The sequence below is a fragment of the Chitinophaga sancti genome (assembly GCF_034424315.1).
GTDB lineage: Bacteria > Bacteroidota > Bacteroidia > Chitinophagales > Chitinophagaceae > Chitinophaga > Chitinophaga sancti.
This window is the reverse complement of sequence record NZ_CP139972.1, coordinates 7,412,292-7,433,520: the sequence shown is the minus strand read 5'-3', so window position 1 is coordinate 7,433,520 and position 21,229 is coordinate 7,412,292. Positions and strand designations below refer to the sequence as shown.

The window sequence follows — 21,229 nt, the reverse complement described above, 5'->3', positions numbered from 1 at the left end:
AATCATAACAATCACTATAAAAATACATTCATTCTTCTTATTTTCATGACATAAATCACAGATAACGGAATTATTTTAATAGTCAGTACCGAAAAAGTTATCATATTAACTATTTCATAATAAATAACCTTCTGCTTCTTATCAACCATGAAAATAGTAATCATTGGCAACGGAATGGTGAGCTACAAGTTTTGTGAGAAATTCCTCTCAAAGACACACTCAACACCACCTCAGATCACGATATTTGGCGAAGAGCCCCGCCCCGCCTACGACCGGGTGCATCTAAGCGAGTTTTTTGCCGGCAAAACGGCAGATGATCTCCTGCTCGCCCCCTCCTCCTGGTACAGCGATAATAATATCCGCCTGCACCTGGGAGATCCTGTTCAACAAATCGACCGTGAAAATAAGACCGTGCATTCCTACAAAGGTATCAACGAATCTTATGATTATCTCATATTCGCCACAGGTTCAGCCGCTTTTGTTCCCCCCATTCCAGGGGTTGACAAAAAAGGCGTATTCATTTACCGCACCATCGAAGACCTGGAACTCATGCGCGACTTTGCGCCCAAAGCAAAACGCGGCGTAGTTATAGGCGGAGGCCTCCTGGGCCTGGAAGCTGCCAAAGCCATGCTGGACCTCGGTATTCCGGATACCCACGTCATCGAATTTGCACCCCGGCTCATGCCCCGCCAGATTGATGATGCAGGTTCCCGCATCCTTCAGTCCAAACTCAACCAACTGGGCCTCGAAATCCATACTAATAAGAACACCTCTATTATATTAGGTGAAGACACCATCACAGGATTACAGTTTGCCGACGATTCCATTCTTGAAGCAGATATGCTGGTGATCTCCGCTGGGATCAAACCCAGGGATGAACTCGCAAAACTCTGCGGACTGGATACCGGCCACAGGGGAGGAATCGTAGTAGGCGACCAGTTGCAAACCACCGACCCTGCCATCTTTGCAATCGGTGAATGTGCCCTGCATAATGGTATGGTCTATGGCCTGGTAGCCCCCGGTTACGAAATGGCCGAAGTTGTAGCCACCAACCTTACCGGTGGCCACAAATCTTTTACCGGCTACGACATGAGCACCAAACTCAAACTCATCGGCGTAGACGTTGCCAGCTTCGGCGATCCTTTCACCGGCCGTCCTATTGTATATGAAGACACCATGAAAGGCATTTACAAACGTATCAATGTCTCCGACGATGGTAAAACATTAATAGGTGGTATCCTCGTTGGCGAAGCAGAAGCCTATAACATGCTCCTGCAAACCGCCAAAAACAAAGTTGTACTGCCACCCAATCCCGAAGATGTACTGCTCGGCGCACGCGGCGGTGCTACTGAAGCCGGCCCTGGCGTATTAGGTTTGCCGGACGATGCCATCATCTGTAGCTGCGAAAGCGTGACCAAAGCCGCCATCTGCCAGGCAGTGGAAGCTGGTCATGAAAGCCTCAATGATGTTAAGAAATGTACTAAAGCCGGCACCTGCTGCGGAGGTTGTGTACCCATGGTCAAAGACCTGATCACCTCTACCATGAAAGCACAGGGCAAATACATCCGCAATGTGCTCTGTGAACACTTCCATTATTCCCGCCAGGAATTATATGACCTGATCAAAGTAAAGCAGCTCTACACTTTCGACGAAGTACTGGATACCTACGGTCACGGCGATGGCTGCGAAACCTGCAAACCTGTAGTCGCCTCCATCCTCGCCAGCCTCTGGAATGAACTCATTCTCGACAAAGGCAATGACACCGTACAGGATTCCAACGACCGCTTCCTCGCCAATATCCAGAAAGGTGGTACCTATTCCGTAGTACCCCGCATTCCCGGTGGCGAAATCACCCCTGCCAGATTACTGGTCATCGCACAGGTGGCCCTTAAATACAATCTCTACACCAAAATAACAGGTGGTCAGCGTATAGACCTTTTCGGAGCTCACCTCAGCGATCTGCCTTCCATCTGGGAAGAGTTAATCGCTGCGGGCTTCGAAAGCGGCCATGCCTATGGTAAAGCACTCCGCACCGTGAAGAGTTGTGTAGGCTCTACCTGGTGCCGTTTTGGCCTGCACGACAGTGTAAGCTTTGCCATTCAGATCGAAGAACGTTACCGTGGTTTGCGGGCACCTCACAAGATCAAGTCTGCCGTATCAGGTTGTATCCGTGAATGTGCAGAAGCCCAGAGCAAAGACTTCGGCATCATCGCCACCGAAAAAGGCTGGAACCTGTATGTAGGTGGTAATGGCGGTTCCAAGCCACAGCACGCTATCCTCCTCGCTTCGGACCTGGATAGTGAAACCTGCATCCGCTATATAGACCGCTTCCTGATGTTCTATATCAAAACCGCTGATCCGCTCACCCGTACTGCTACCTGGCTCAACAAACTGGATGGCGGCATCACTTACCTCCGTAATGTAGTGGTGAACGATAGTCTGGGTATTGCTGGTCAACTGGAAGCAGAAATGCAATCACTCGTAGACAGGTATAAATGCGAATGGAAAGAAGTAGTTGACAATCCTGAACTGCGCAAACGATTTAATCACTTCGTAAACGCCCCTGGCGAAAAAGATCCGACTATAAAATTCGATCATCTCAGAGAACAAAAAAAAGCTGCCGAATGGAAGTAACTACAGACACACAGAAAGATTGGGTACTTGCCTGCCACACCACCGACGTGCCTGCTAATGGTGGCGTATGTGTAAAACTGGGCGATGAACAGATAGCCCTGTTCTACTTTGCCCGCAGAAACGAATGGTATGCCACCCAGAACCTTTGCCCACACCGCCAGCAAATGGCCCTGAGCCGAGGCATGACAGGCACCCAGGAAGGAGAGCCCAAAGTGGCCTGCCCCTTCCATAAAAAGACCTTTTCACTGAAAGACGGACGCTGCCTTACCGATGAACATGAATGCAGCATCACTACTTACCCGGTGAAAGTGATTGAAAATAAAGTATATATAGGAGTATATAATCCGGTAGCGATCATGTAAATTACGATTGTACCTGTCATGTACTGAATGACTACAGTGAAACAATTGTAACTAACACCACTCAACCAGGATTTATGAAGCTACTGTTCCGCGCCGGAGCATTCTCCATTTTACTAAGCGCCATCTCCTACCTCAACGCAGATGCGCAATTTTCTATCGGGGCACAATTGAGAACCCGTACTGAGTATCGTGATGGACAGGGAGCTCCGCTTCCACAGGGATCGAATCCCGCCGTATTTACATCTCAGCGTACCCGCCTCATGGCAGGGTTCACCGGTTACCGTTTTAAACTGGGCGCTACTATCCAGGACGTAAGAGTATGGGGCCAGGATGTATCTATGATTAACAGAACGACAACACAGGACCTCAATGGCCTGATGGTACACGAAGCCTGGGCAGAAGTCATGCTGCTGGACACCGTGTACAAAAACAAAATACTGAACCTGAAAGTCGGCAGACAGGAAATCGCCTATGACGATATGCGGTTATTAGGTAACCTGGACTGGCTGCAACAAGGTCGCCGCCATGATGCTGCTATCCTGAAGTATGAAACAGGTCCTTTCCAGTTACACCTGGGAGGCGGCTTTAACCAGAACAAGGAAAACACAAGCGGTACGATCTATAATGAAACCCCTCCGGGCAACTATACCGCTACCACCAATGCAGGTACCATGTACAAAGGCATGGAATTCCTCTATGCCGGCAAGAAATTTAAGAAAGGAAATATGTCCTTCCTCTTCTTCGCTGACCAGTTTTCCAGGTATCACACAGATACGGTGAATGGGGTAGCGACAAAAGTATACGAACAGGCTACACAGACCCGTTTGACCACCGGGCTGTTTTACACCAACACCTTCGACAGGTGGACGGTATCAGCCTCCGGCTACTACCAGTTCGGACATGGTGCTACCGGTCTGAAACTGAGTGCAGCTACCCTGAATGCAAACTTCATGTACCAGCTAACTAAACCTTTCAGCGCAGGAACGGGTCTGGACTTTGCAACAGGAGGTACTTCTTCAGATGGCAAGACCAGCAATGCCTTCGACTTCCTTTATGGTACCCCACATAAATACTGGGGCTATATGGACTACTTCTATGTAGGCAGTCCGTTTGGCAACAGGGGCCTGCAGGACTACTATCTCAAAACGAAGTTCAAACCAAATACCAAATGGACATTGACCGGGGATATTCATGAATTCCTCGCCAGCAGTGAAATTCCAGGGTATGACACCCGTCGCTTTGGGGAAGAGCTGGATATAGTTGGCAACCTTGCACTTACAAAAGTAGTGAGCTTCGAAGCCGGCTATAGCCATTTCTGGAGCACAAATGCATTAACATCCGCAGGCGTTAAAAATGTCGCAAACGCCAAAAGCAATAGTAACTGGGCTTACTTAATGATCATCATCAAACCGGATTTCATTTTCAAGTAAAAGATTAAGAAAGCCGTTCCGAAAAATAAGATTGAATCAAAAGAAAAATTAACCGGTTTATTCGGTTACGGTATCACCATGCCATCACTCAACCAAAAAAAACTCATTGCACTATGTCGCAAAACAACCAGCTCACAACTCTCCCGCTATTCTCTCTGAATAGCATTAACATGCGCACCTTTCACATTACATGGCTCATGTTCTTTGTTTGCTTCTTTGGCTGGTTCGGTCTTGCACCGCTTATGCCAACCATCCGTGAAGACCTGGGCCTCTCCAAGGCACAGGTAGGCAATATTATTATTGCCTCTGTATCGGGTACCATCCTTGCCCGCCTTATCATAGGTAAACTCTGTGATATATGGGGTCCGCGCAGAACGGCTATCCGTTTGCTGATTGCTGGTTCACTACCAGTGTTTCTTGTAGGCCTGAGCAGGGATTATACCACCTTCCTCCTTTTTCGCTTAGCCATCAGCGTGATAGGTGCCTCCTTTGTAGTTACACAATATCATACTTCCATGATGTTTGCAGCAAATATCAAAGGCACTGCCAATGCAGTAACCGGTGGATGGGGTAACCTGGGTGGTGGGGTGACAAACATGGTGATGCCGGTTATTTTCGCAACAATAGTAGGCTTTGGATTTACGAAGTCTGAAGCATGGCGGTACGCAATGATCATTCCCGGCATCATGATGCTGATCGTAGCATTCCTGTATGCCCGCTTTACAAAAGATACACCGAACGGTAATTTCGATGAGATAAATCATCATGCCAGTGAAAGCAAAACTGATTATTCCATTCTTGCTGACTGGCGCATCTGGGCACTGACACTTGCTTATGCCATGTGCTTTGGCATGGAGATCACCTTCGATAATGTGGCTTCACTTCACTTTGTGGATACCTTTCATTTATCCCAGGGCAGCGCAGGATTCTGGGCAGGTGTATTTGGATTCATGAACCTCTTTGCCCGTGCCATGGGTGGTATCGTTTCTGATAAGGTAGGTGCACGCTTTGGCCTGAAAGGAAAAGGCCGTCTGCTGGCGATTGTATTATTACTGGAAGGAATAGGCTTGCTATTCTTCGCACAGGCAGGAAACCTTACACTCGCTATTATTTCAATGCTCAGCTTCGCGCTCTTTCTCAAAATGGCCAATGGCGCTACTTACGGCATCGTACCTTTCATCAATGAAAAAAACATCGGACTGGTAAGTGGTATCGTAGGCGCAGGTGGCAACCTGGGAGGTATGCTCTTCGGCTTCCTGTTTAAGTCCGAATCTATCTCCTATATACAAGCCTTCACATACATTGGCTACATCGTAATAGCTGTCTCGCTCATTGTGATGCTTACAAGATTCATCAGTAAACCTGCGAAATCATGGCTGCATATAAAACAACCTGTTGCTATTGCGGAGTAGGATGCGGAATTGTTGTGCATCAGGACCGTCAGGGAAAAATCCAGGTAGAAGGAGATAAAGATCATCCTGTGAACAGGGGCATGCTCTGCTCCAAAGGGATGAACCTGCACTATACCGTCATGGATACCAGCGACCGGTTACATTATCCTGAAATGCGCTACAACCGCCACTTACCCAGGCAACGCGTATCGTGGGATCAGGCACTGGACCGCACGGCTGCCGTGTTTACACAACTCATTCAACAATATGGCCCGGATGCTGTAGCCTTCTACGCATCCGGGCAATGCCTTACCGAAGAATACTATGTAGTTAATAAACTCATCAAAGGATTCATCGGGAGTAATAATATCGATACCAATTCACGGCTCTGTATGAGCAGCGCTGTTGCTGCTTACAAGCTGGCGCTCGGCGAAGACAGTGTACCCGGCGCTTACGATGACCTTGAACTCGCTGACTGTATATTCGTGGCCGGTGCCAATCCTGCATGGTGTCATCCCATTCTCTGGCGCCGTGTGGAAGCTGCTAAAGCTGCCAATCCTGATCTGAAGATCATCGTCAGCGATCCCCGTGTTACACAAAGTTGCGCTACAGCAGATCTCCATTTGCAGATCCATCCGGGTACTGACATTGTATTACACCACGCCATTGGTCGTATCCTGATAGAACAGGGCCATGTCGATCCCTCATTCATTCGCGATCATACAGATGGGTTTCAGCAATACAGGGATATTGTGATGGAACGGAGTATAGCCAGTGCTGCGGATATCTGCGATATACCAGCAGCAGCTATTTACGAAGCAGCAACCATGATTGGCAACGCTTCAGGCTTCATGACCCTCTGGACCATGGGCCTCAATCAAAGCGTAGTAGGTGTGCGTAAAAACCTGAGTCTGATCAATCTGAATCTTATCACAGGGCAGATAGGTAAACCCGGTGCAGGCCCCTTCTCACTCACAGGTCAGCCCAATGCCATGGGGGGCCGCGAAGTAGGCGGCTTATCCAACCTATTGCCGGCACATCGTGTTCTGGACAATCCTGCACATCGTAAAGAAGTAGAGGAATTCTGGGGCGGTGTTCCTCTTTCTGAAAAACCCGGTCTCACCGCTACAGAGATGTTCACTGCATTGAACGATGGTAAACTGAAAGCCATCTGGATCATGTGCACAAACCCCCTCGTAAGCTTACCTGATGCACGCCTGGCAGAAGCTGCATTAAAGAAAGCAAAGTTTGTAGTGGTACAGGAAATATCCAATCGTCCTGAAACCCTGCAATATGCAGATGTCATACTTCCTGCTGCTGCCTGGACAGAAAAGGAAGGTACTATGACCAATGCAGAACGTCGTATCAGTTACCTGCAAAAACTAACCACGCCCCCCGGCGAAGCACTGCCTGATGCAGAAATCATCTGTCGCTTTGCCCGCAAAATGGGCTTCCATGGCTTTGACTACGAAAATGCAGCCGCTATCTATGCCGAACATTGCCGCCTCACAGCTGGTACCAACATAGATGTAAGTGGTCTTAACTATACTACCTTACAGGAAAAACGTAGCGTGCAATGGCCTTATCCACAGGGAGCTAAGGACTATGGTACACCACGCCTTTTCACAGATCATAGCTTCTATACCAAAACCGGTAAGGCAATGATCCATTCCTTCCCGGATGGAAATAATTCAACACCTCCTGACCCGGAACTCCCGCTCATACTTACCACAGGCCGCATCCGCGATCAGTGGCATACCATGAGTAAGACTGGGAAAGTGAGTAAACTCAAACAACACATTCCTGCTCCACTGCTGGAAATTCATCCTGAAGATGCTGCTGAAAGAGATATCAAAGCAGATGATATTGCAGAAGTTTTCAATGATAACGGTAACGTACGTGTGAAAGTACAGATCAGCAGCAACATCAAAAAAGGTGTTGTATTCCTGCCCATGCACTGGGGCAAAACCCTGAACAGTGACCTGAACAGGGCCAATAACCTAACGCATACACTGGTAGATCCTATTTCAAAACAACCTGACCTTAAATACAGTGCTGTGCAGGTACAACGTTATCAAAAGCCTGCACAGCGCATCCTCATCATTGGTGCGGGAGCCGGTGCCTGCGGATTTGTAAAATCCTATCGCGCACTCAATACCACTGATGATATCACCGTATTCAGCAAGGAGAACTTTCCTTTCTATAACAGGGTGATGCTGCCTGACTATATCAGTGGTACCCAGCAATGGCAGCAATTAGTAAAAATGACGGATGAAGAAGAAGCTTCCTTAAATGTCAACCTGCTCAGGGGCATCAGCATTGTAGACATTGATCGCAGGAACAAGACAGTCACCGATAGCCTGGGCAACGAGCACCAGTACGATATCCTGATCCTGGCCATGGGTTCCAGGGCTGCCATGCTCAAAGGAGTGCCACCCTTACCCGGTGTGTTCACCATGCGTAACCGCCTGGATGCCGATGCTTTTATGAAACATATAGATCCCGCCAAAGGAAAGGTGATGATTGCGGGTGGAGGGCTCCTGGGTATAGAACTCGCCGCCTCTCTGCGGGAGATCGGGATAGAAGTAGGCGTATTACAACGTACTTCCCGCCTCATGTCTGCACAACTGGATAAATTAGGTAGCCAGTTATTGTACGAAGAACTGACTGACAGAGGTATTGAAATCTTGTACAATGATGAGATAGAAAGATTTACCGGCATACAGCACTTAGATGGCATCCGCTTAAAAAGTGGTCGTCATGTGCCCTGCCAGGCAGTGGTGTTGTCCATAGGCACTACACCAAACATAGAGCTGGCACAGGCTTCGCAGCTTAACTGCAACAGGGGCGTGATCGTCAATGATTATATGCAAACCAGCGATCCTGACGTATTTGCTATCGGCGAAATCGCAGAGTTCAAAGGTACGCTCTATGGTATCACTGCTGCTGCAGAGCAACAGGCTGCTGTGGTAGCGAAATTTCTGAGCGGCGATATCAGTACTTATTACCAGGGTTCACTCTTTATGAACATCCTGAAGATGCATGGCACAGATCTTTGCGCCATGGGTACAGTAGAAACACCGAATGATCCTGCTTATGAAGAAGTGGTGTTCATCGACAAATCAAAACGCTATTATAAAAAGTGTGTCATTCACAATGACCGCCTCATTGGCGCTATCCTGATCGGTGACAAGTCCGAATTCCTGGAGTTCAGAGACCTGATTGCCAACAAGATTGAATTATCTGAGAAACGATTAGCCTTGTTGCGGTCTAACAAGAAAGCCACACCTGTAATAGGAAAACTCATTTGCAGCTGTGGCAGTGTGGGCGAAGGCAATATAAAAGAAAAGATCAAAGAAGGAATGCATACGCTGGAAACTGTTTGCCAGGCCACTGGCGCAGGTGCGGGCTGCGGTAGCTGCAGACCGGAAGTAAAGGCGATCCTCGAAAAGGTATTACAACCATGCTAAAGAAAACGCAAACCATACAGATCAATTTCCCCGGGGGAATCATCTCTCCCGGTTATCTCCTGTCTATATTAGAGATTGCGGAAGCGGCAAAGATCTCTGATGTCCGCTTTGGACAGCGGCAACAACTGATCATCGAAGTATCTGCCAAAACAGCCCCATTATTCGGGGATCATGTCAGCACGACACCTAATATCATCAGTTCATATCCTGCCACCGGGATCTTCATTGCTAACAGCTGGTTGTCTGAAGGGATCTATAAAGATGTCTTCGAAATGCTGAACTGGGAGCCCAAACTCAAGATCAATGTATGTGACAGCCGGAACAGCTTCACCCCTTTCTTTACAGGGCACCTGAACTGGATAGCTGGCACACAGCCTAATTACTGGCACCTTGTGATCCGCTACCCTAAGAGTAATCAGCTCTTTGCCTGGCCGGAATTATTGTATACCAATCATATTGGTGAGTTAAGCAAACAGCTGGAAACACAGCTGCTGAACAACGAACCTGTTACCGGCGTGCCTGTGGAGAAAGACCTGAAACTACCAGACTTTCACCTGCCTTACTACGAAGGCTTTAATAAATACGACCAGTATTACTGGCTGGGCATTTACCGCCGCAATGAATACTTTCCTGTTTCGTTTTTGAAAGGACTTTGTCATATCTGCCTTGAAACGAAGACAGGGCAGCTCTATGCTACACCCTGGAAATCACTGATCATCAGGAATATTGAACAGGAGCACCGCCCGCTCTGGGATTATCTTTTAGGGAAGTATGGTATCAATGTAAGACATGCGGCCAATGAACTGAACTGGCAGATTCCGGATAACAATGAAGATGCTCTGGTACTCAAACGCCACATCATCAGGCACTTTGATAGTGCGGATGTACGTACTTACGGGCTTTGCTTCAGTGTAGGGCATCATTGCTTTGGAGGTATTGTGATCACACAGCAGGAGGCGAAATACAAGACAGCGCTCAAAGGACAGCTGCGCTACGATATCAGCTATACGCCGGACTTCAATCCTAATTCCGGTACACTGATCAATTACCGTTCAGGTGTAGCCAAAGAGCATCTGGGGCCGTATATCACCTCACTCTGCAAATACTTTTATGAAAGACACAATACCGACGATCCGCTGCCAGGCTATGTTGCAGCGCATACAGCACCGGCACCACCTGTAGAAAAATATGTGCATCAGTGTCCTGCATGCCTGAGTATTTATGATGAACAGATCGGAGATCCTGAACAGGAAATCATGCCCAATACCCCATTTGAGCTAATAACCAGCCACTATCAGTGTCCGCTCTGCCATAAGCCTGCAGGCGCTTTTACCAGGGTCGCATATTCCACATTAATGGCATAATAGCATCTCCTCCCAAATACAGGCATGCAAGGCCAATTTACTCAGTTCCTCAAACAATGGCCCATCTTGCATGCTGCCGCAGGCCAGTTCCATTTATGCTCTCATGGCTTTAACAATACATTTGCATTATTACAATACAGCCTCTCCCACTACTTTCCACACCATTCTCATCCTCTTCCCCCTATAAAAAGGATCAAAAAACGGTAAATGCACTACAAAATCCGATCATTAAGTATTATTTTTGCGCTGCAAATCGCGTAAAAATAATAATATGTCTCCTAAATCGGCGCCTGACATCGTACTGATCGGTGCGGGCATAATGAGTGCAACGCTAGGCGTATTGCTGAAAGAATTACAACCGGAGCTGACAATAGAAATCTTCGAACGACTGGACGTGATCGCCGGAGAAAGCTCGGATGCCTGGAATAATGCCGGTACAGGCCACTCTGCCTTCTGTGAGTTGAACTACACGCCTGAAAAGCAGGATGGATCTATCGACATCGGAAAAGCGATTAAGATTGCCGAATCTTTTGAAATCTCAAAAGAGTTCTGGTCATTCCTCGTACAGGCAGGTTGCGTAAACTCGCCGGGCAACTTTATACAAGGCGTTCCTCACATGAGCTTTGTATGGGGAGAAAAAAACGTAGAATACCTCAGAAAACGCCAGCAGGCGCTTTCCGCTAATAATCTCTTCAAAGGCATGGAATTTTCAGAAGACCCCGAGGTGATCAAAAACTGGATCCCCCTGGTAATGGAAGGCCGTGACCCTAACGAAAAAGTAGCAGCTACCCGTATGGATGCTGGTACTGACATCAACTTTGGCGCCCTCACCCGCTCACTCATTGCATACCTGCAGCGACAGCCGGGTGTACACCTCCACCTCGAACACGAAGTGAAAGATCTGGACCAGAACGAAGATGGCAGGTGGAAACTGAAAGTGAAGGACCTGAAAAATGGTAAAAAAAGAACACTACAGGCGAAATTTGTATTCATTGGTGCAGGTGGTGGTTCACTCCCACTGCTGGAAAAATCAGGCATTGAAGAAGGTAAAGGTTTCGGTGGATTCCCTGTAAGTGGTCAGTGGCTGGTTTGTAACAACCAGGCAATCGTAGAAAAACATGCTGCAAAAGTATATGGTAAAGCGTCAGTAGGTGCACCACCAATGTCTGTACCTCACCTCGATACCCGTGTGATCGATGGTAAGAAGGCATTGCTGTTTGGTCCTTACGCCGGTTTCTCTACCAAGTTCCTGAAAAAAGGTTCATGGCTGGATCTGCCACGCTCTATCAAGTTCAATAATATCCGTCCAATGCTGGCAGCTGGTCTCGATAACCTTCCTTTGACTAAATACCTGATCGACCAGATACGTCAGTCTCCGGAAGAAAGATTGCAGGCATTGCAGGATTTCCTGCCCGAAGCAAAGATGGAAGATTGGCAGCTGGAAGTAGCAGGACAGCGTGTGCAGGTGATTAAGAAGGATCCTGAGCATGGTGGTATCCTGGAGTTTGGTACTGAGGTGGTAAGTGCAGCAGATGGAAGTATTGCTGCTTTGCTGGGTGCTAGTCCTGGTGCAAGTACCGCTGTTTCTATTATGCTGGAACTGCTGAACAGGTGCTTTAAGAAAGAGCTAGCCACTGAGGCATGGAGGAATAAGCTGTTGCAGATGATTCCGTCTTATGGTAAGAAACTGGCGGATGAACCTGAAATGCTGGCGCAGGTGAGATCATGGGCTAACAATGTACTCGAACTAAAAGACTGATAAAATAAAATAGGGGGTATGGATATACCCCCTTTGTTTTAACCTTATCTTATTGTTTCTAAGAGACTTCATTAAATATCTTCTATCTCAACCCACCCGCCTTATACGGTATCCTCACCACCACATTCACATTCTTCCCCGGCTCCATTACCAGGTCAAAACTCCCCTCATGCAAGGCCGCCATATAAGACATTAAATAACACACCGGCTGGTTGAGCAATTCATTATCAGTATCCCTGAAATAATTCGCATAAAAATTCCCCCTGATCTCAAAATAGCTTTCTTCAAAACTAAATAAGAGCTTAGGTAACTGATGACTTGTAGAATGCCGGTTCATCCAGAAATAAAGATTCAATACCAGCTGGCGGATCACAAACTCATCGATATAAGCGTCAATCACTTTCTTTACAGCTGGTAATTCAGTGACGGGCTGCAAAACTTTATCATACGGTTCATCCCGGATTAACTGATTCAAAAACAAGTGCAGGCTCGTCTGCTTTCTATTAAACGCAAAACGCTTGTTTAGCATATATTGTACTATACGCACATTTTGCAACTGAAAGTCCAGCTCGATCACCTGCGATTTGATGGCCTCCGTCTGACGGGTTATTCTCCCTTCAACCTGTTTTCCATCATATAACGCTATCAGCTCTACGCTGGATAGGATACTCGCTACAATAGATTTCAGTTCATGAAAGATATCCTCAATAAGCCGGTTGTCCTCAAGGAAATTTTGTACTGACACAGAAGTTTTCATTTACTACGCTGTTTACAGGCTTCCTAAGTTGGTCGTCGGCTTAACAATGATGCCAGAGTGTAAAACTAACACTTAATGCCTGTTGTTTTCTATTAACATTATTACTTATATTAGTAAAATATGGCCAATCTGATGGTTTTTCTCAAGATTAGAGCATGTCCGCTATAATTATTATACAACCAAACTACCTTTCACTATATTCAAAAAAAGTTAAAATGCATTTTTATCACCCCTGATAGTATTAAATACCGTCAGGAAAATAATCTTCAGATCCAGGTACACCGACCAGTTTTCCATATACCAGATATCATGCTCTATACGCTTTGCAAGGTGTAAATCGTCCGTAATCTCTCCTCTGTATCCATTCACCTGCGCCCAGCCCGTAATGCCCGGTTTTAAGAAATGCCTGATCATATACCGCTGAATGATAGCAGAAAATTCCTCTGTATGCTTCAGCATATGCGGTCTTGGCCCTACTATCGACATATCCCCTAACAATACATTCAGGAACTGCGGCATCTCATCCAGGTTCGTCTTCCTCATAAATTTCCCCAGCCTGGTAAACCGCTTGTCGTTTCGCGTTGCCTGCTTATTGTTCGCATCATTATTCACATACATGCTCCTGAATTTCAGACAGCCGAAAGTCTTATTGTTACGACCGGTTCTGTGTTGTATAAAAAATACCGGCCCCTTGCTCTCCAGCTTCACCAGCAATGCCAGCAAAGGTATCAGCCAGCTTAGTAAAAAGATCGTTACCCCCAGGCTGAATACCAGGTCAAAGAAACGTTTCCTGATCCTGTTCGCAATATCATCCAGCGGCTCCGAGCGAAGTGAAATGATGGGAATATCATCCAGGTAATCAATGTAGATCTGCCGGTTCACAAACATCCTGAAGTCAGGCACAAAACGGAAACGGATAAAATGCTTCTCCGCCTCATGCGCCAGGGTATACAGGTAAGGAAACTGCTCCGGTGATAAAGTGGAATAGATCTCCCTGATGTTATTTGACTGTGCATAATTGATACATTCCTGCAAATTACCGATCACGGGGTAATACGACAGCTCATGCACATTGCTGTATTCCTCAAAATAACCCTCAAAACGGAGGTTACTTTTCCTGCCCAGCAGGTTATCCACCAATTGCTTCGAAAGGTCGTTATAGCCCACGATAACCACTTTACGCTCTATCTCTTTCCGCTGCAGCAAATAATGCGTCAGCATATAAAAGAAAAGCCTGTCTGCCAGCACAATGATGAGGAACAGCGCACAATACGTAATGATGAAGATACGGTTATAGGCTTCTTTGTTCAGAAATACAAACAACAATATCAATAGCAGGTATAGCAGGATGCCCTGAATCGTTTTCCGGGCTATCTTTTCATAACTCATCTGCTGACTCATGAAATAAATCCCCGTAGTATACAACGCAATAACCCACGCAATATTTGAAGCGAGTAAAAAAGTATCCCTGTCCAGGTGTACTGGTACCTCTTTTTGCTGTAACCAGTAGGAAACAAAAAAGAAAAATCCATTCAGACAGAAGAAATCCATGATCAGGATCTGAATGCTGCATATTTTTAAATAACGGTTTAACATAAAAATAAGTTTTATCCTACTACTACATGTTCTTCGAACCGACCCATAATTCTGCTCACTGACAAATAATTCTCTGCATACGCTCTGCCGTTCCCCGCTATTTCCCTTACATCCTCATTTACTGACCGCAGGATCCCTTCATTGAGCGCCGCCTGGTTTTCTGCATCTACCAGAATGCCCATGTTATGTGTACTCACCAGGTCATGCAAACTTGTTCCACTGTTGGCTGTGATCAGCGCCAGCCCCCCCACTGCCAAAATTGTTGTGAGCTTGCTTGGCATCACCAGGTCACTGGCATTTGCTTTCTGGATCACCAAATGCACATCTGCCATATTCAAAAAGTGATTAAACCGCTCAAATGGCTGCAAAGGGAAAAAGATCACATTCTCTAAACCCATCTCCGCTGCCTGCATTACCAGGCGCTCTTTATAAGGTCCGGAACCACAGATCAGAAATTTCAGATGCCTGTCTTCTTTCAGTGCCTGCGCTGCCTGTAGTATAGATTCCAGGCCCTGCTTCTCCCCGATCGCACCGGAATACAACACAATCTTATCTGTCGCTGCAAATCCATATTCCGTTTTCAGCAACAACCGTTCTTCAATAGGATGAAACTTATTCACATCTACCCAGTTCGGGAAAAAGAAAATATCCTTCTTCGCCTTCTCCTGGATCTTCTTCATCATACCATCAGAAATACTGCCTACCATATCAGCCTGCCTGAAGATGTACCGCTCCATTTTGAAGAGTATATTGATCAGTTTCGGCGATGCTATCATTTTCAGATCTCTCGCGGCCTCTATCTGCATATCCTGTATATGATAAAATACTTTCGCACCTCTCAGTTTCTTATAGATCACCGCCAGCAGGCCCAGGTGAAAAGGCGGTACTACCGTTATCACCACATCATATTTTTTCCGGGGCAGCAATGTCAGCAACCTAAAAAATGCAGACACGGCAAATGAAAAATCCAGCATGATGCGTGTCTTGCCCGTAGGCTTTGCCGGCACGTATTGCGGACATCTGTATACCGTTAGCTTACCCTGTTTCTCCCTGGTATACCAGTTCTTTTTCTTGTCGTAAGGGGGCTGCACCTTCCACTCCGGATAGTAAGGATAACTGGTGATCACTGTACAGTCATATCCATTCTCTGCCAGCCATTTCATCATCTCACCATTGTATTTCCCTATCCCGGTAGGTTCCGGTGAAAAATTCCCGCCTATGAGTAATATTCGCTTGGACATAACTATGCTAGTATCTTTCTTTTACGTACTGAAACAGCAGGGTTCCCTGCATAAATACTCCAGGCATCCATATCTTTTGCTGCCACCGACTTCACCGTCAGCACCGCATGGGAGCCACACACTATTCCCGGGCATACAACTGACTGCGCACCAATCCACACGCCATCTTCTATCCTGATGCCCCCCAGCCTGTATGGGAAATCGCTGCGATTGTAATCGTGGTTACCTGTCAGCAACATCGCCCCCTGTGATATACACACATGATTACCGATGTATACATTTTCCAAATTATCAATCCACACACTTTCCCCAATCCAGCAATGATCACCAATTGATAAGCGCCACGGATATTTAATCCTAACTTTGGTCTTGATCACAAGACCTTTGCCCACCTTCGCGCCAAATGAGCGCAACAGTTTTACTTTAATACCATAGGGCCATGGCAAAGCACTGTTAAAAACGTAATAGTTAACCAGGTACCATAATCCGATTTTCCACTTGGGTCCGGCTGCATAGTTACCTGTGTTAAACCTGGATAGATCGGTGTTCATCGGTGTATGAAATATTTTGAATGGTTTTGAAAAAAGCGGCATAAATAAAACCCGGCAATAGCTCCTGTCGTATTGAGCAATACATCGTCAACATCAGCGACGCCGGTTCCTGTATAGTACTGTGTAATTTCAATGGTCAGACTTAACAAACATGCCAGCAGGGCTATTCTCATTACACTCCTCATATTGAATATCCACATCATCACAAATGGAAAAGGAAGGAACAAAATGATATTGCCAAAAAGATTGCTGCAGAAATAGAAAGCATGCACCCACCAGGTTCCCCCATGATTGTTAAACAACTCTTTTACACTGTCTACAACCGGATGTAATCTCAATCGCTCTGCTGCTGAATACTTCGCGCCCTTTCTCCACGGGGCCCAAAACACGATATAAAATAAGAGCACAAAATAGCCCGCACTCAAATAAATCTTCTTCTTCATCCACATCAGTTAAGCACGATATTGTAATCTTCCTTCAACACAGCGAGCATTTTTTCCTTCCCCGTATCTCCGTTCAGCTTCCGCTCAAACTCTTCCAGGTTTATATCCACCAGTAAGCGGTACCAATATCCCTGCATAAAGTGAAATACAAATCCATGATAACCATCCATAAAACCAAAGCGCAACACATAGCGGTACAGGAAGTAAAAAGAAGCCCGCATACCTGGTGATAAAGAAGAATATACCCGCTCTTTCAGGAACCTCTTTCGCTTTGCCTGCGTACTTTCCATTTCCAGCAACCGCTTATCAGCATCCAGCAGGCGGTATTTAATATTCAGCAGGTCCACCATTTCACGGATCGCATAGTTATTATGCTTGTTCACCCACCAGTGAATCGCATTCAGGTTGTAATCCACTATATGCTCTTTGAACTGCACCGTCTTTCCCTGTGATAATACGATGTGCTCATCCATCCAGCGCTGCTCTATACTACCAACACCCTTTCTCCAGATGCGCAGGAGGTTATGCGGATAGAAACCCCCATGCTTAATCCACTTGCCTTTGAACAAAACCTTTCTGCGGATGTACACGCCACTCACATCTGCCGGCAGCACACTTACCTTTTCATTGATCTCGCTGATCAATGCAGGCTCCAGGTATTCGTCAGCATCCATGCGCATCACCCAGGACGCTTTGATCCCGCAATTGTCCAGGCCCCATTGAAACTGCTGTGCATAATTCACCCACTTGTGCCGGACTACTTTTGCACCATAATGTTCTGCTATCGCCACCGTATCATCCGTAGAAAATGCGTCTACGATATAAATCTCATCAGATACCTGCCGCATGCTTTCCAGGCAACGGCCAATATGTTTCTCTTCGTTGTATGTAAGAATAATGACTGCCAGATCCATATTAAATAACCTTTTTCGCTGTTCCGGAACTTTGGTACAATGTGACGTAATCTCCTGCCAGCTTGTTCTCATTAAAATCCCTGGTAATGATATCTCTTGCTGTAGCTGTAATGCGGTTCCGCTCCATCTTGTCATTATATGCCAGTGTCAGCTTTGCCCGCACTTCCTCTATATCATGGATCCCGGTGATCCATCCCAGCCTGTTTTGCTCCACATAACCGGATAATCCAACATGATTGCTGATCAGTACCGGCGTACCCACATACAATGATTCAATCACTACGATAGCAAAATTTTCATTGTGTGATGTGAGTGCAAACAGATCTGTATTCGCCAGGAAGGGGAACTTCGTTTCTGAATTCTTCCATCCCACCCACTCTACATGTTCTTCTATTTTCAATGTAGATACGATCGTTTTCAACTCAGTCACATACGCTTCTTCACCGGAACCAGCTATCTGTAGTTTGTATTTAAATGGCACTTTTGACAATGCAAGGAGCAGAATATCCAAACCCTTTTTAGGATCCACACGGGAGAGAAAACTAATTGTGAACACATCGTTTTCCTGACGGGGATACGTTACTGTTGGCAGGTCTACCAGGTTGAATACATTGGCACCCTTCCAGCTATGGTTGATGCGCAAACATTCGTTCCACTCCATAGGAGAAGAGGTATGCAGGTAAGTATGCTTCAGCAGGCGCTTACCAATCACATTGTGCAATACTTTCTTCTTTGCCTGGTTCTTTGCCGTAAGCACATAATCGCAGAACATACCATGTGGAGAAAGCACCGGCTTAATACCTCTCAGCCTGCACATGAGCGAAGCACCCAGCACCAGGAAACTCCACCATGAATGAATATGAACTACATCATATGACTTAACCGTTTTCCAGGTATGCTTCCATAAGGCAGGAGATACATGAGTATGATCGCCGGTAATTCTTGGAAAGTAGTACACCGACACACCATCTACCAGCACCGGTGTTTTCACAGCTTCTGCCAGTTCTTCATGACCATTTGCAGTAGTAGTGTATACAGTCACCTCATGCCCAAGGCGTACCAGCCGCTCAGCCAGCCTGGCTATCACCACAATGGGTCCGCCATATATAAATGCCGGCTTGTAAGAAGGAACAATAAATAAGATTTTCATTATGATGCTTTTGCGCTGATCACCGGTAGGGTGACCGCTGCTTTCTTACGTTTTTTAATCAATAAAGGCATAGCCACTCTCTTTTGAAAATGAATCTCTAACAGGTAAGCCATCACTAAAGTGAGTCCTGCAAAACAGATCCATGTTAGTGCACCTGGCCCCATATAGTGCTTTACAAATCTTAACAGGGGCACATGTACAATATAAATCCCGTAAGAGATGGGTGCCAGGAACGACAAAGGCTCCATCCACCTGAATTTTTCTGCCGGCACAAAGCGCGCTGCTGCCATCCACACGACTGCAAAACCAATAGCCGCCACAAAATGCCTGATCTCAATGAACGGATGCAAACCTATTGTACTATGGCTGGCCCTGATCTGTGGGTAACTGGCAAGTACATACGCTGCCAGCGTGATCAATAAACTACCCAGACCTTTAAAAAATGGCACATTCGTATCGCGCAAAGATGCTTCCGCCAGCGCAGCGCCCAACCACCAGATAGGCAGGTATAATAATGTAAGGCTTGCCTTGTTTGGAAAAAAGGAAAATACCACTGCAGATAAAACAGCAATGACAGTGACTGCCAGTAAATTCCTGTTGAACCGCGCTGTACCTGTGACAGCATAAAACAGGTAAAACCACACTTCATAACCAAGGCTCCACAACGGATCATTGTCACCAAAAGTTGCATACCCGATTCCCGGTTTCTGCAGCTGTGAGTCCTGTAAGCCCAGCAGGTTGTACACGAAACTGGGCAGGTCAGTATGTGCATCTGCACTGCCCGTCAAATAATCAATCCCCACACTCAATATCATCACCACGATGAAAATGGGATAGATGCGCACAAATCGTTTCCAGAGAAAATCCTTTCTATCAAATGCAGACTTCGTGCTGTAGTTATAATGGATCACAAAACCACTCAGCAGGAAGAACAGGATCACGGCCTCCTGGCCAAATAATAACAAAGGCCGTACCGGCGCAGGCAACAATTCCCTTGAGTGATGCATCACCACATACAAAGCTGCCAATCCCCTGCATACCTCCAGTGGCCATAACTTATTTTGCGTCTTCATGTACTACCTGCTTCGGTGAAGAAATATGCCGGATTGCAGTCACCGCATTATCCGCCATTGTATCCATGGTTAACTCCAGCTTTACATAGGCACGGGCATTCTCTCCCATCCTGCCAATCTCTTTCTCCGTAGTCAGCGACAAGGTATCCACACAATCCCGCATACTGTCGAAGACCATACCATTGTGCCCATGTTTGATATAACTATATTCCACACATTGTAAAATGGATGCAGAACGTTTGAAGGTGAATATGGGTTTGCCATAAGACATCGCTTCCACGATCGACAAGCCCACCCATCCCGGTTGAAAATAAATGTCAGCCATGCTGAACAACTCATCTTTCACCTTCCTGTCATAGAGCGCCCCAAAATCACGTACATGTGGATAAGCTGAGAAATCCGGTTTCAGCCTGCCATCCCCGATAATCACAAAAGCAAATGCTTCGGGTGACAGTGTTTCAATCAGTTCAACCAGCAGATCCACTCTCCTGCCTGGCTCATTGAATCTTGCACAATAGATCAGCACTCTTTGCTGAGTAATACCATATCTTTCCCTGAGCGCCTGCTTATCAGGTATATTCAGATCAAGAATGGCCTCCACACCAGAGATCGTATTATTCAATGCATGTCCGTTCATCTTTGGCATAAACGTTTTCCACACATCCAGTTCTTTCTTTGTATAAAACCACACACCATCAGATAATGCAATCATCCAGCGCAATAAGAAATCTGGTTTCTTTTCTTCCTTCACATATCGCTTCACAGAAATGCCATGACCCCACAGCACAATCTTTTGTTTAATAAAAGGCCGCAACAACAGGATCAGCCAGGTGCTCAGGTGACCGAAGTTCAGCATCAGCACCAGCACATTGTATTTCCTGTTCAGCAGGGGAAACGGGTTGTAAAAAACAAAAGGTCCTTTTACAATCGCAGGTAATGGAATCACCTTTGTATTGCCAACCTTGAAATGATCTTTGCCAATTTCAGCCTGCTTCTCATAACAATACAGGTCCATTGGCAACTGCTCCTGCAGCATGTCGAAAAACTCCTCCCTGTAGTGAGGTATATATGGTTGCAAAATGGCGATCATGGTA

General features: G+C 46.3%; 16 protein-coding genes. 7 read left to right on the top strand and 9 right to left on the bottom strand.

Annotated elements, in window-relative coordinates:
• The first annotated feature begins 147 nt into the window (after positions 1 to 147).
• From nirB to U0033_RS29280, 7 genes are all read left to right on the top strand, one after another.
• Entirely contained in the window at positions 148 to 2,634 is a 2,487-nt protein-coding gene (gene nirB / locus U0033_RS29310) for a nitrite reductase large subunit NirB (RefSeq protein WP_072361978.1), read from the top strand.
• On the top strand, positions 2,625 to 2,996 hold the full coding sequence (gene nirD / locus U0033_RS29305; protein ID WP_072361975.1) for a nitrite reductase small subunit NirD: 372 nt from the start codon (positions 2,625 to 2,627) through the stop codon (positions 2,994 to 2,996). The genes nirB and nirD overlap by 10 nt, the downstream gene beginning before the upstream one ends.
• 74 nt (positions 2,997 to 3,070) lie before the next feature.
• Positions 3,071 to 4,426, top strand: coding sequence for an alginate export family protein (locus tag U0033_RS29300; RefSeq protein WP_072361972.1), 1,356 nt, complete (start codon positions 3,071 to 3,073; stop codon positions 4,424 to 4,426).
• Between the two features lie 113 nt (positions 4,427 to 4,539).
• On the top strand, positions 4,540 to 5,838 hold the full coding sequence (locus U0033_RS29295; protein ID WP_072361970.1) for an MFS transporter: 1,299 nt from the start codon (positions 4,540 to 4,542) through the stop codon (positions 5,836 to 5,838).
• A complete protein-coding gene (locus U0033_RS29290) occupies positions 5,799 to 9,287 on the top strand; it encodes a nitrate reductase (RefSeq protein WP_072361967.1) in 3,489 nt (1,162 codons plus the stop codon). Before U0033_RS29295 ends, U0033_RS29290 begins: the two co-directional genes overlap by 40 nt.
• A complete protein-coding gene (locus U0033_RS29285; protein WP_072361964.1) occupies positions 9,281 to 10,651 on the top strand; it encodes a rubredoxin domain-containing protein in 1,371 nt (456 codons plus the stop codon). Before U0033_RS29290 ends, U0033_RS29285 begins: the two co-directional genes overlap by 7 nt.
• A gap of 271 nt (positions 10,652 to 10,922) precedes the next feature.
• The gene (locus U0033_RS29280) at positions 10,923 to 12,410 is read left to right on the top strand and encodes a malate:quinone oxidoreductase (protein ID WP_072361960.1); all 1,488 of its coding nucleotides are present in this window, start codon (positions 10,923 to 10,925) and stop codon (positions 12,408 to 12,410) included.
• An 82-nt stretch (positions 12,411 to 12,492) separates the two neighbouring features.
• Here the strand turns inward: U0033_RS29280 and U0033_RS29275 are convergent, their stop codons facing one another.
• The 9 genes from U0033_RS29275 to U0033_RS29235 all read right to left on the bottom strand — a co-directional run bounded on the left by U0033_RS29275 (position 12,493) and on the right by U0033_RS29235 (position 21,225).
• Positions 12,493 to 13,167, bottom strand: a complete 675-nt coding sequence (locus tag U0033_RS29275) for a histidine kinase (RefSeq protein ID WP_072361957.1) — start codon at positions 13,165 to 13,167, stop codon at positions 12,493 to 12,495.
• 210 nt (positions 13,168 to 13,377) lie between these two features.
• The gene (locus U0033_RS29270; RefSeq protein WP_072361954.1) at positions 13,378 to 14,763 is read right to left on the bottom strand and encodes an undecaprenyl-phosphate glucose phosphotransferase; all 1,386 of its coding nucleotides are present in this window, start codon (positions 14,761 to 14,763) and stop codon (positions 13,378 to 13,380) included.
• Positions 14,764 to 14,774: 11 nt separating this feature from the next.
• The gene (locus tag U0033_RS29265) at positions 14,775 to 16,004 is read right to left on the bottom strand and encodes a WcaI family glycosyltransferase (protein WP_072361951.1); all 1,230 of its coding nucleotides are present in this window, start codon (positions 16,002 to 16,004) and stop codon (positions 14,775 to 14,777) included.
• Between the two features lie 2 nt (positions 16,005 to 16,006).
• On the bottom strand, positions 16,007 to 16,555 hold the full coding sequence (locus tag U0033_RS29260; RefSeq protein ID WP_143150738.1) for a WcaF family extracellular polysaccharide biosynthesis acetyltransferase: 549 nt from the start codon (positions 16,553 to 16,555) through the stop codon (positions 16,007 to 16,009).
• On the bottom strand, positions 16,552 to 16,998 hold the full coding sequence (locus U0033_RS29255) for a VanZ family protein (RefSeq protein ID WP_177318609.1): 447 nt from the start codon (positions 16,996 to 16,998) through the stop codon (positions 16,552 to 16,554). Before U0033_RS29255 ends, U0033_RS29260 begins: the two co-directional genes overlap by 4 nt.
• Before the next feature lie 5 nt (positions 16,999 to 17,003).
• On the bottom strand, positions 17,004 to 17,912 hold the full coding sequence (locus U0033_RS29250) for a glycosyltransferase family 2 protein (RefSeq protein WP_072361942.1): 909 nt from the start codon (positions 17,910 to 17,912) through the stop codon (positions 17,004 to 17,006).
• A gap of 1 nt (position 17,913) precedes the next feature.
• Positions 17,914 to 19,062, bottom strand: a complete 1,149-nt coding sequence (locus U0033_RS29245) for an XrtY-associated glycosyltransferase XYAG1 (RefSeq protein WP_072361939.1) — start codon at positions 19,060 to 19,062, stop codon at positions 17,914 to 17,916.
• Positions 19,062 to 20,135 carry an acyltransferase family protein gene (locus tag U0033_RS29240; protein ID WP_072361924.1) on the bottom strand — a complete coding sequence of 358 codons (1,074 nt, stop codon included), beginning with the start codon at positions 20,133 to 20,135 and terminating at the stop codon, positions 19,062 to 19,064. Before U0033_RS29240 ends, U0033_RS29245 begins: the two co-directional genes overlap by 1 nt.
• Complete coding sequence (locus U0033_RS29235) at positions 20,119 to 21,225, bottom strand: glycosyltransferase (protein ID WP_072361921.1); 1,107 nt, start codon at positions 21,223 to 21,225, stop codon at positions 20,119 to 20,121. Before U0033_RS29235 ends, U0033_RS29240 begins: the two co-directional genes overlap by 17 nt.
• Positions 21,226 to 21,229: the final 4 nt, after the last annotated feature.

Excerpts from the sequence above, each read along its gene's own strand:
- U0033_RS29285 (WP_072361964.1), top strand. The coding sequence starts at position 9,281 with ATGCTAAAGAAAACGCAAACCATACAGATCAATTTCCCCGGGGGAATC.
- U0033_RS29295 (WP_072361970.1), top strand. The coding sequence starts at position 4,540 with ATGTCGCAAAACAACCAGCTCACAACTCTCCCGCTATTCTCTCTGAAT.
- U0033_RS29270 (WP_072361954.1), bottom strand. The coding sequence starts at position 14,763 with ATGTTAAACCGTTATTTAAAAATATGCAGCATTCAGATCCTGATCATG.
- U0033_RS29255 (WP_177318609.1), bottom strand. The coding sequence starts at position 16,998 with ATGAAGAAGAAGATTTATTTGAGTGCGGGCTATTTTGTGCTCTTATTT.
- U0033_RS29290 (WP_072361967.1), top strand. The coding sequence starts at position 5,799 with ATGGCTGCATATAAAACAACCTGTTGCTATTGCGGAGTAGGATGCGGA.
- U0033_RS29235 (WP_072361921.1), bottom strand. The coding sequence starts at position 21,225 with ATGATCGCCATTTTGCAACCATATATACCTCACTACAGGGAGGAGTTT.
- U0033_RS29265 (WP_072361951.1), bottom strand. The coding sequence starts at position 16,004 with ATGTCCAAGCGAATATTACTCATAGGCGGGAATTTTTCACCGGAACCT.
- U0033_RS29260 (WP_143150738.1), bottom strand. The coding sequence starts at position 16,555 with ATGAACACCGATCTATCCAGGTTTAACACAGGTAACTATGCAGCCGGA.
- nirB (WP_072361978.1), top strand. The coding sequence starts at position 148 with ATGAAAATAGTAATCATTGGCAACGGAATGGTGAGCTACAAGTTTTGT.
- U0033_RS29245 (WP_072361939.1), bottom strand. The coding sequence starts at position 19,062 with ATGAAAATCTTATTTATTGTTCCTTCTTACAAGCCGGCATTTATATAT.
- nirD (WP_072361975.1), top strand. The coding sequence starts at position 2,625 with ATGGAAGTAACTACAGACACACAGAAAGATTGGGTACTTGCCTGCCAC.
- U0033_RS29240 (WP_072361924.1), bottom strand. The coding sequence starts at position 20,135 with ATGAAGACGCAAAATAAGTTATGGCCACTGGAGGTATGCAGGGGATTG.
- U0033_RS29300 (WP_072361972.1), top strand. The coding sequence starts at position 3,071 with ATGAAGCTACTGTTCCGCGCCGGAGCATTCTCCATTTTACTAAGCGCC.
- U0033_RS29275 (WP_072361957.1), bottom strand. The coding sequence starts at position 13,167 with ATGAAAACTTCTGTGTCAGTACAAAATTTCCTTGAGGACAACCGGCTT.
- U0033_RS29280 (WP_072361960.1), top strand. The coding sequence starts at position 10,923 with ATGTCTCCTAAATCGGCGCCTGACATCGTACTGATCGGTGCGGGCATA.
- U0033_RS29250 (WP_072361942.1), bottom strand. The coding sequence starts at position 17,912 with ATGGATCTGGCAGTCATTATTCTTACATACAACGAAGAGAAACATATT.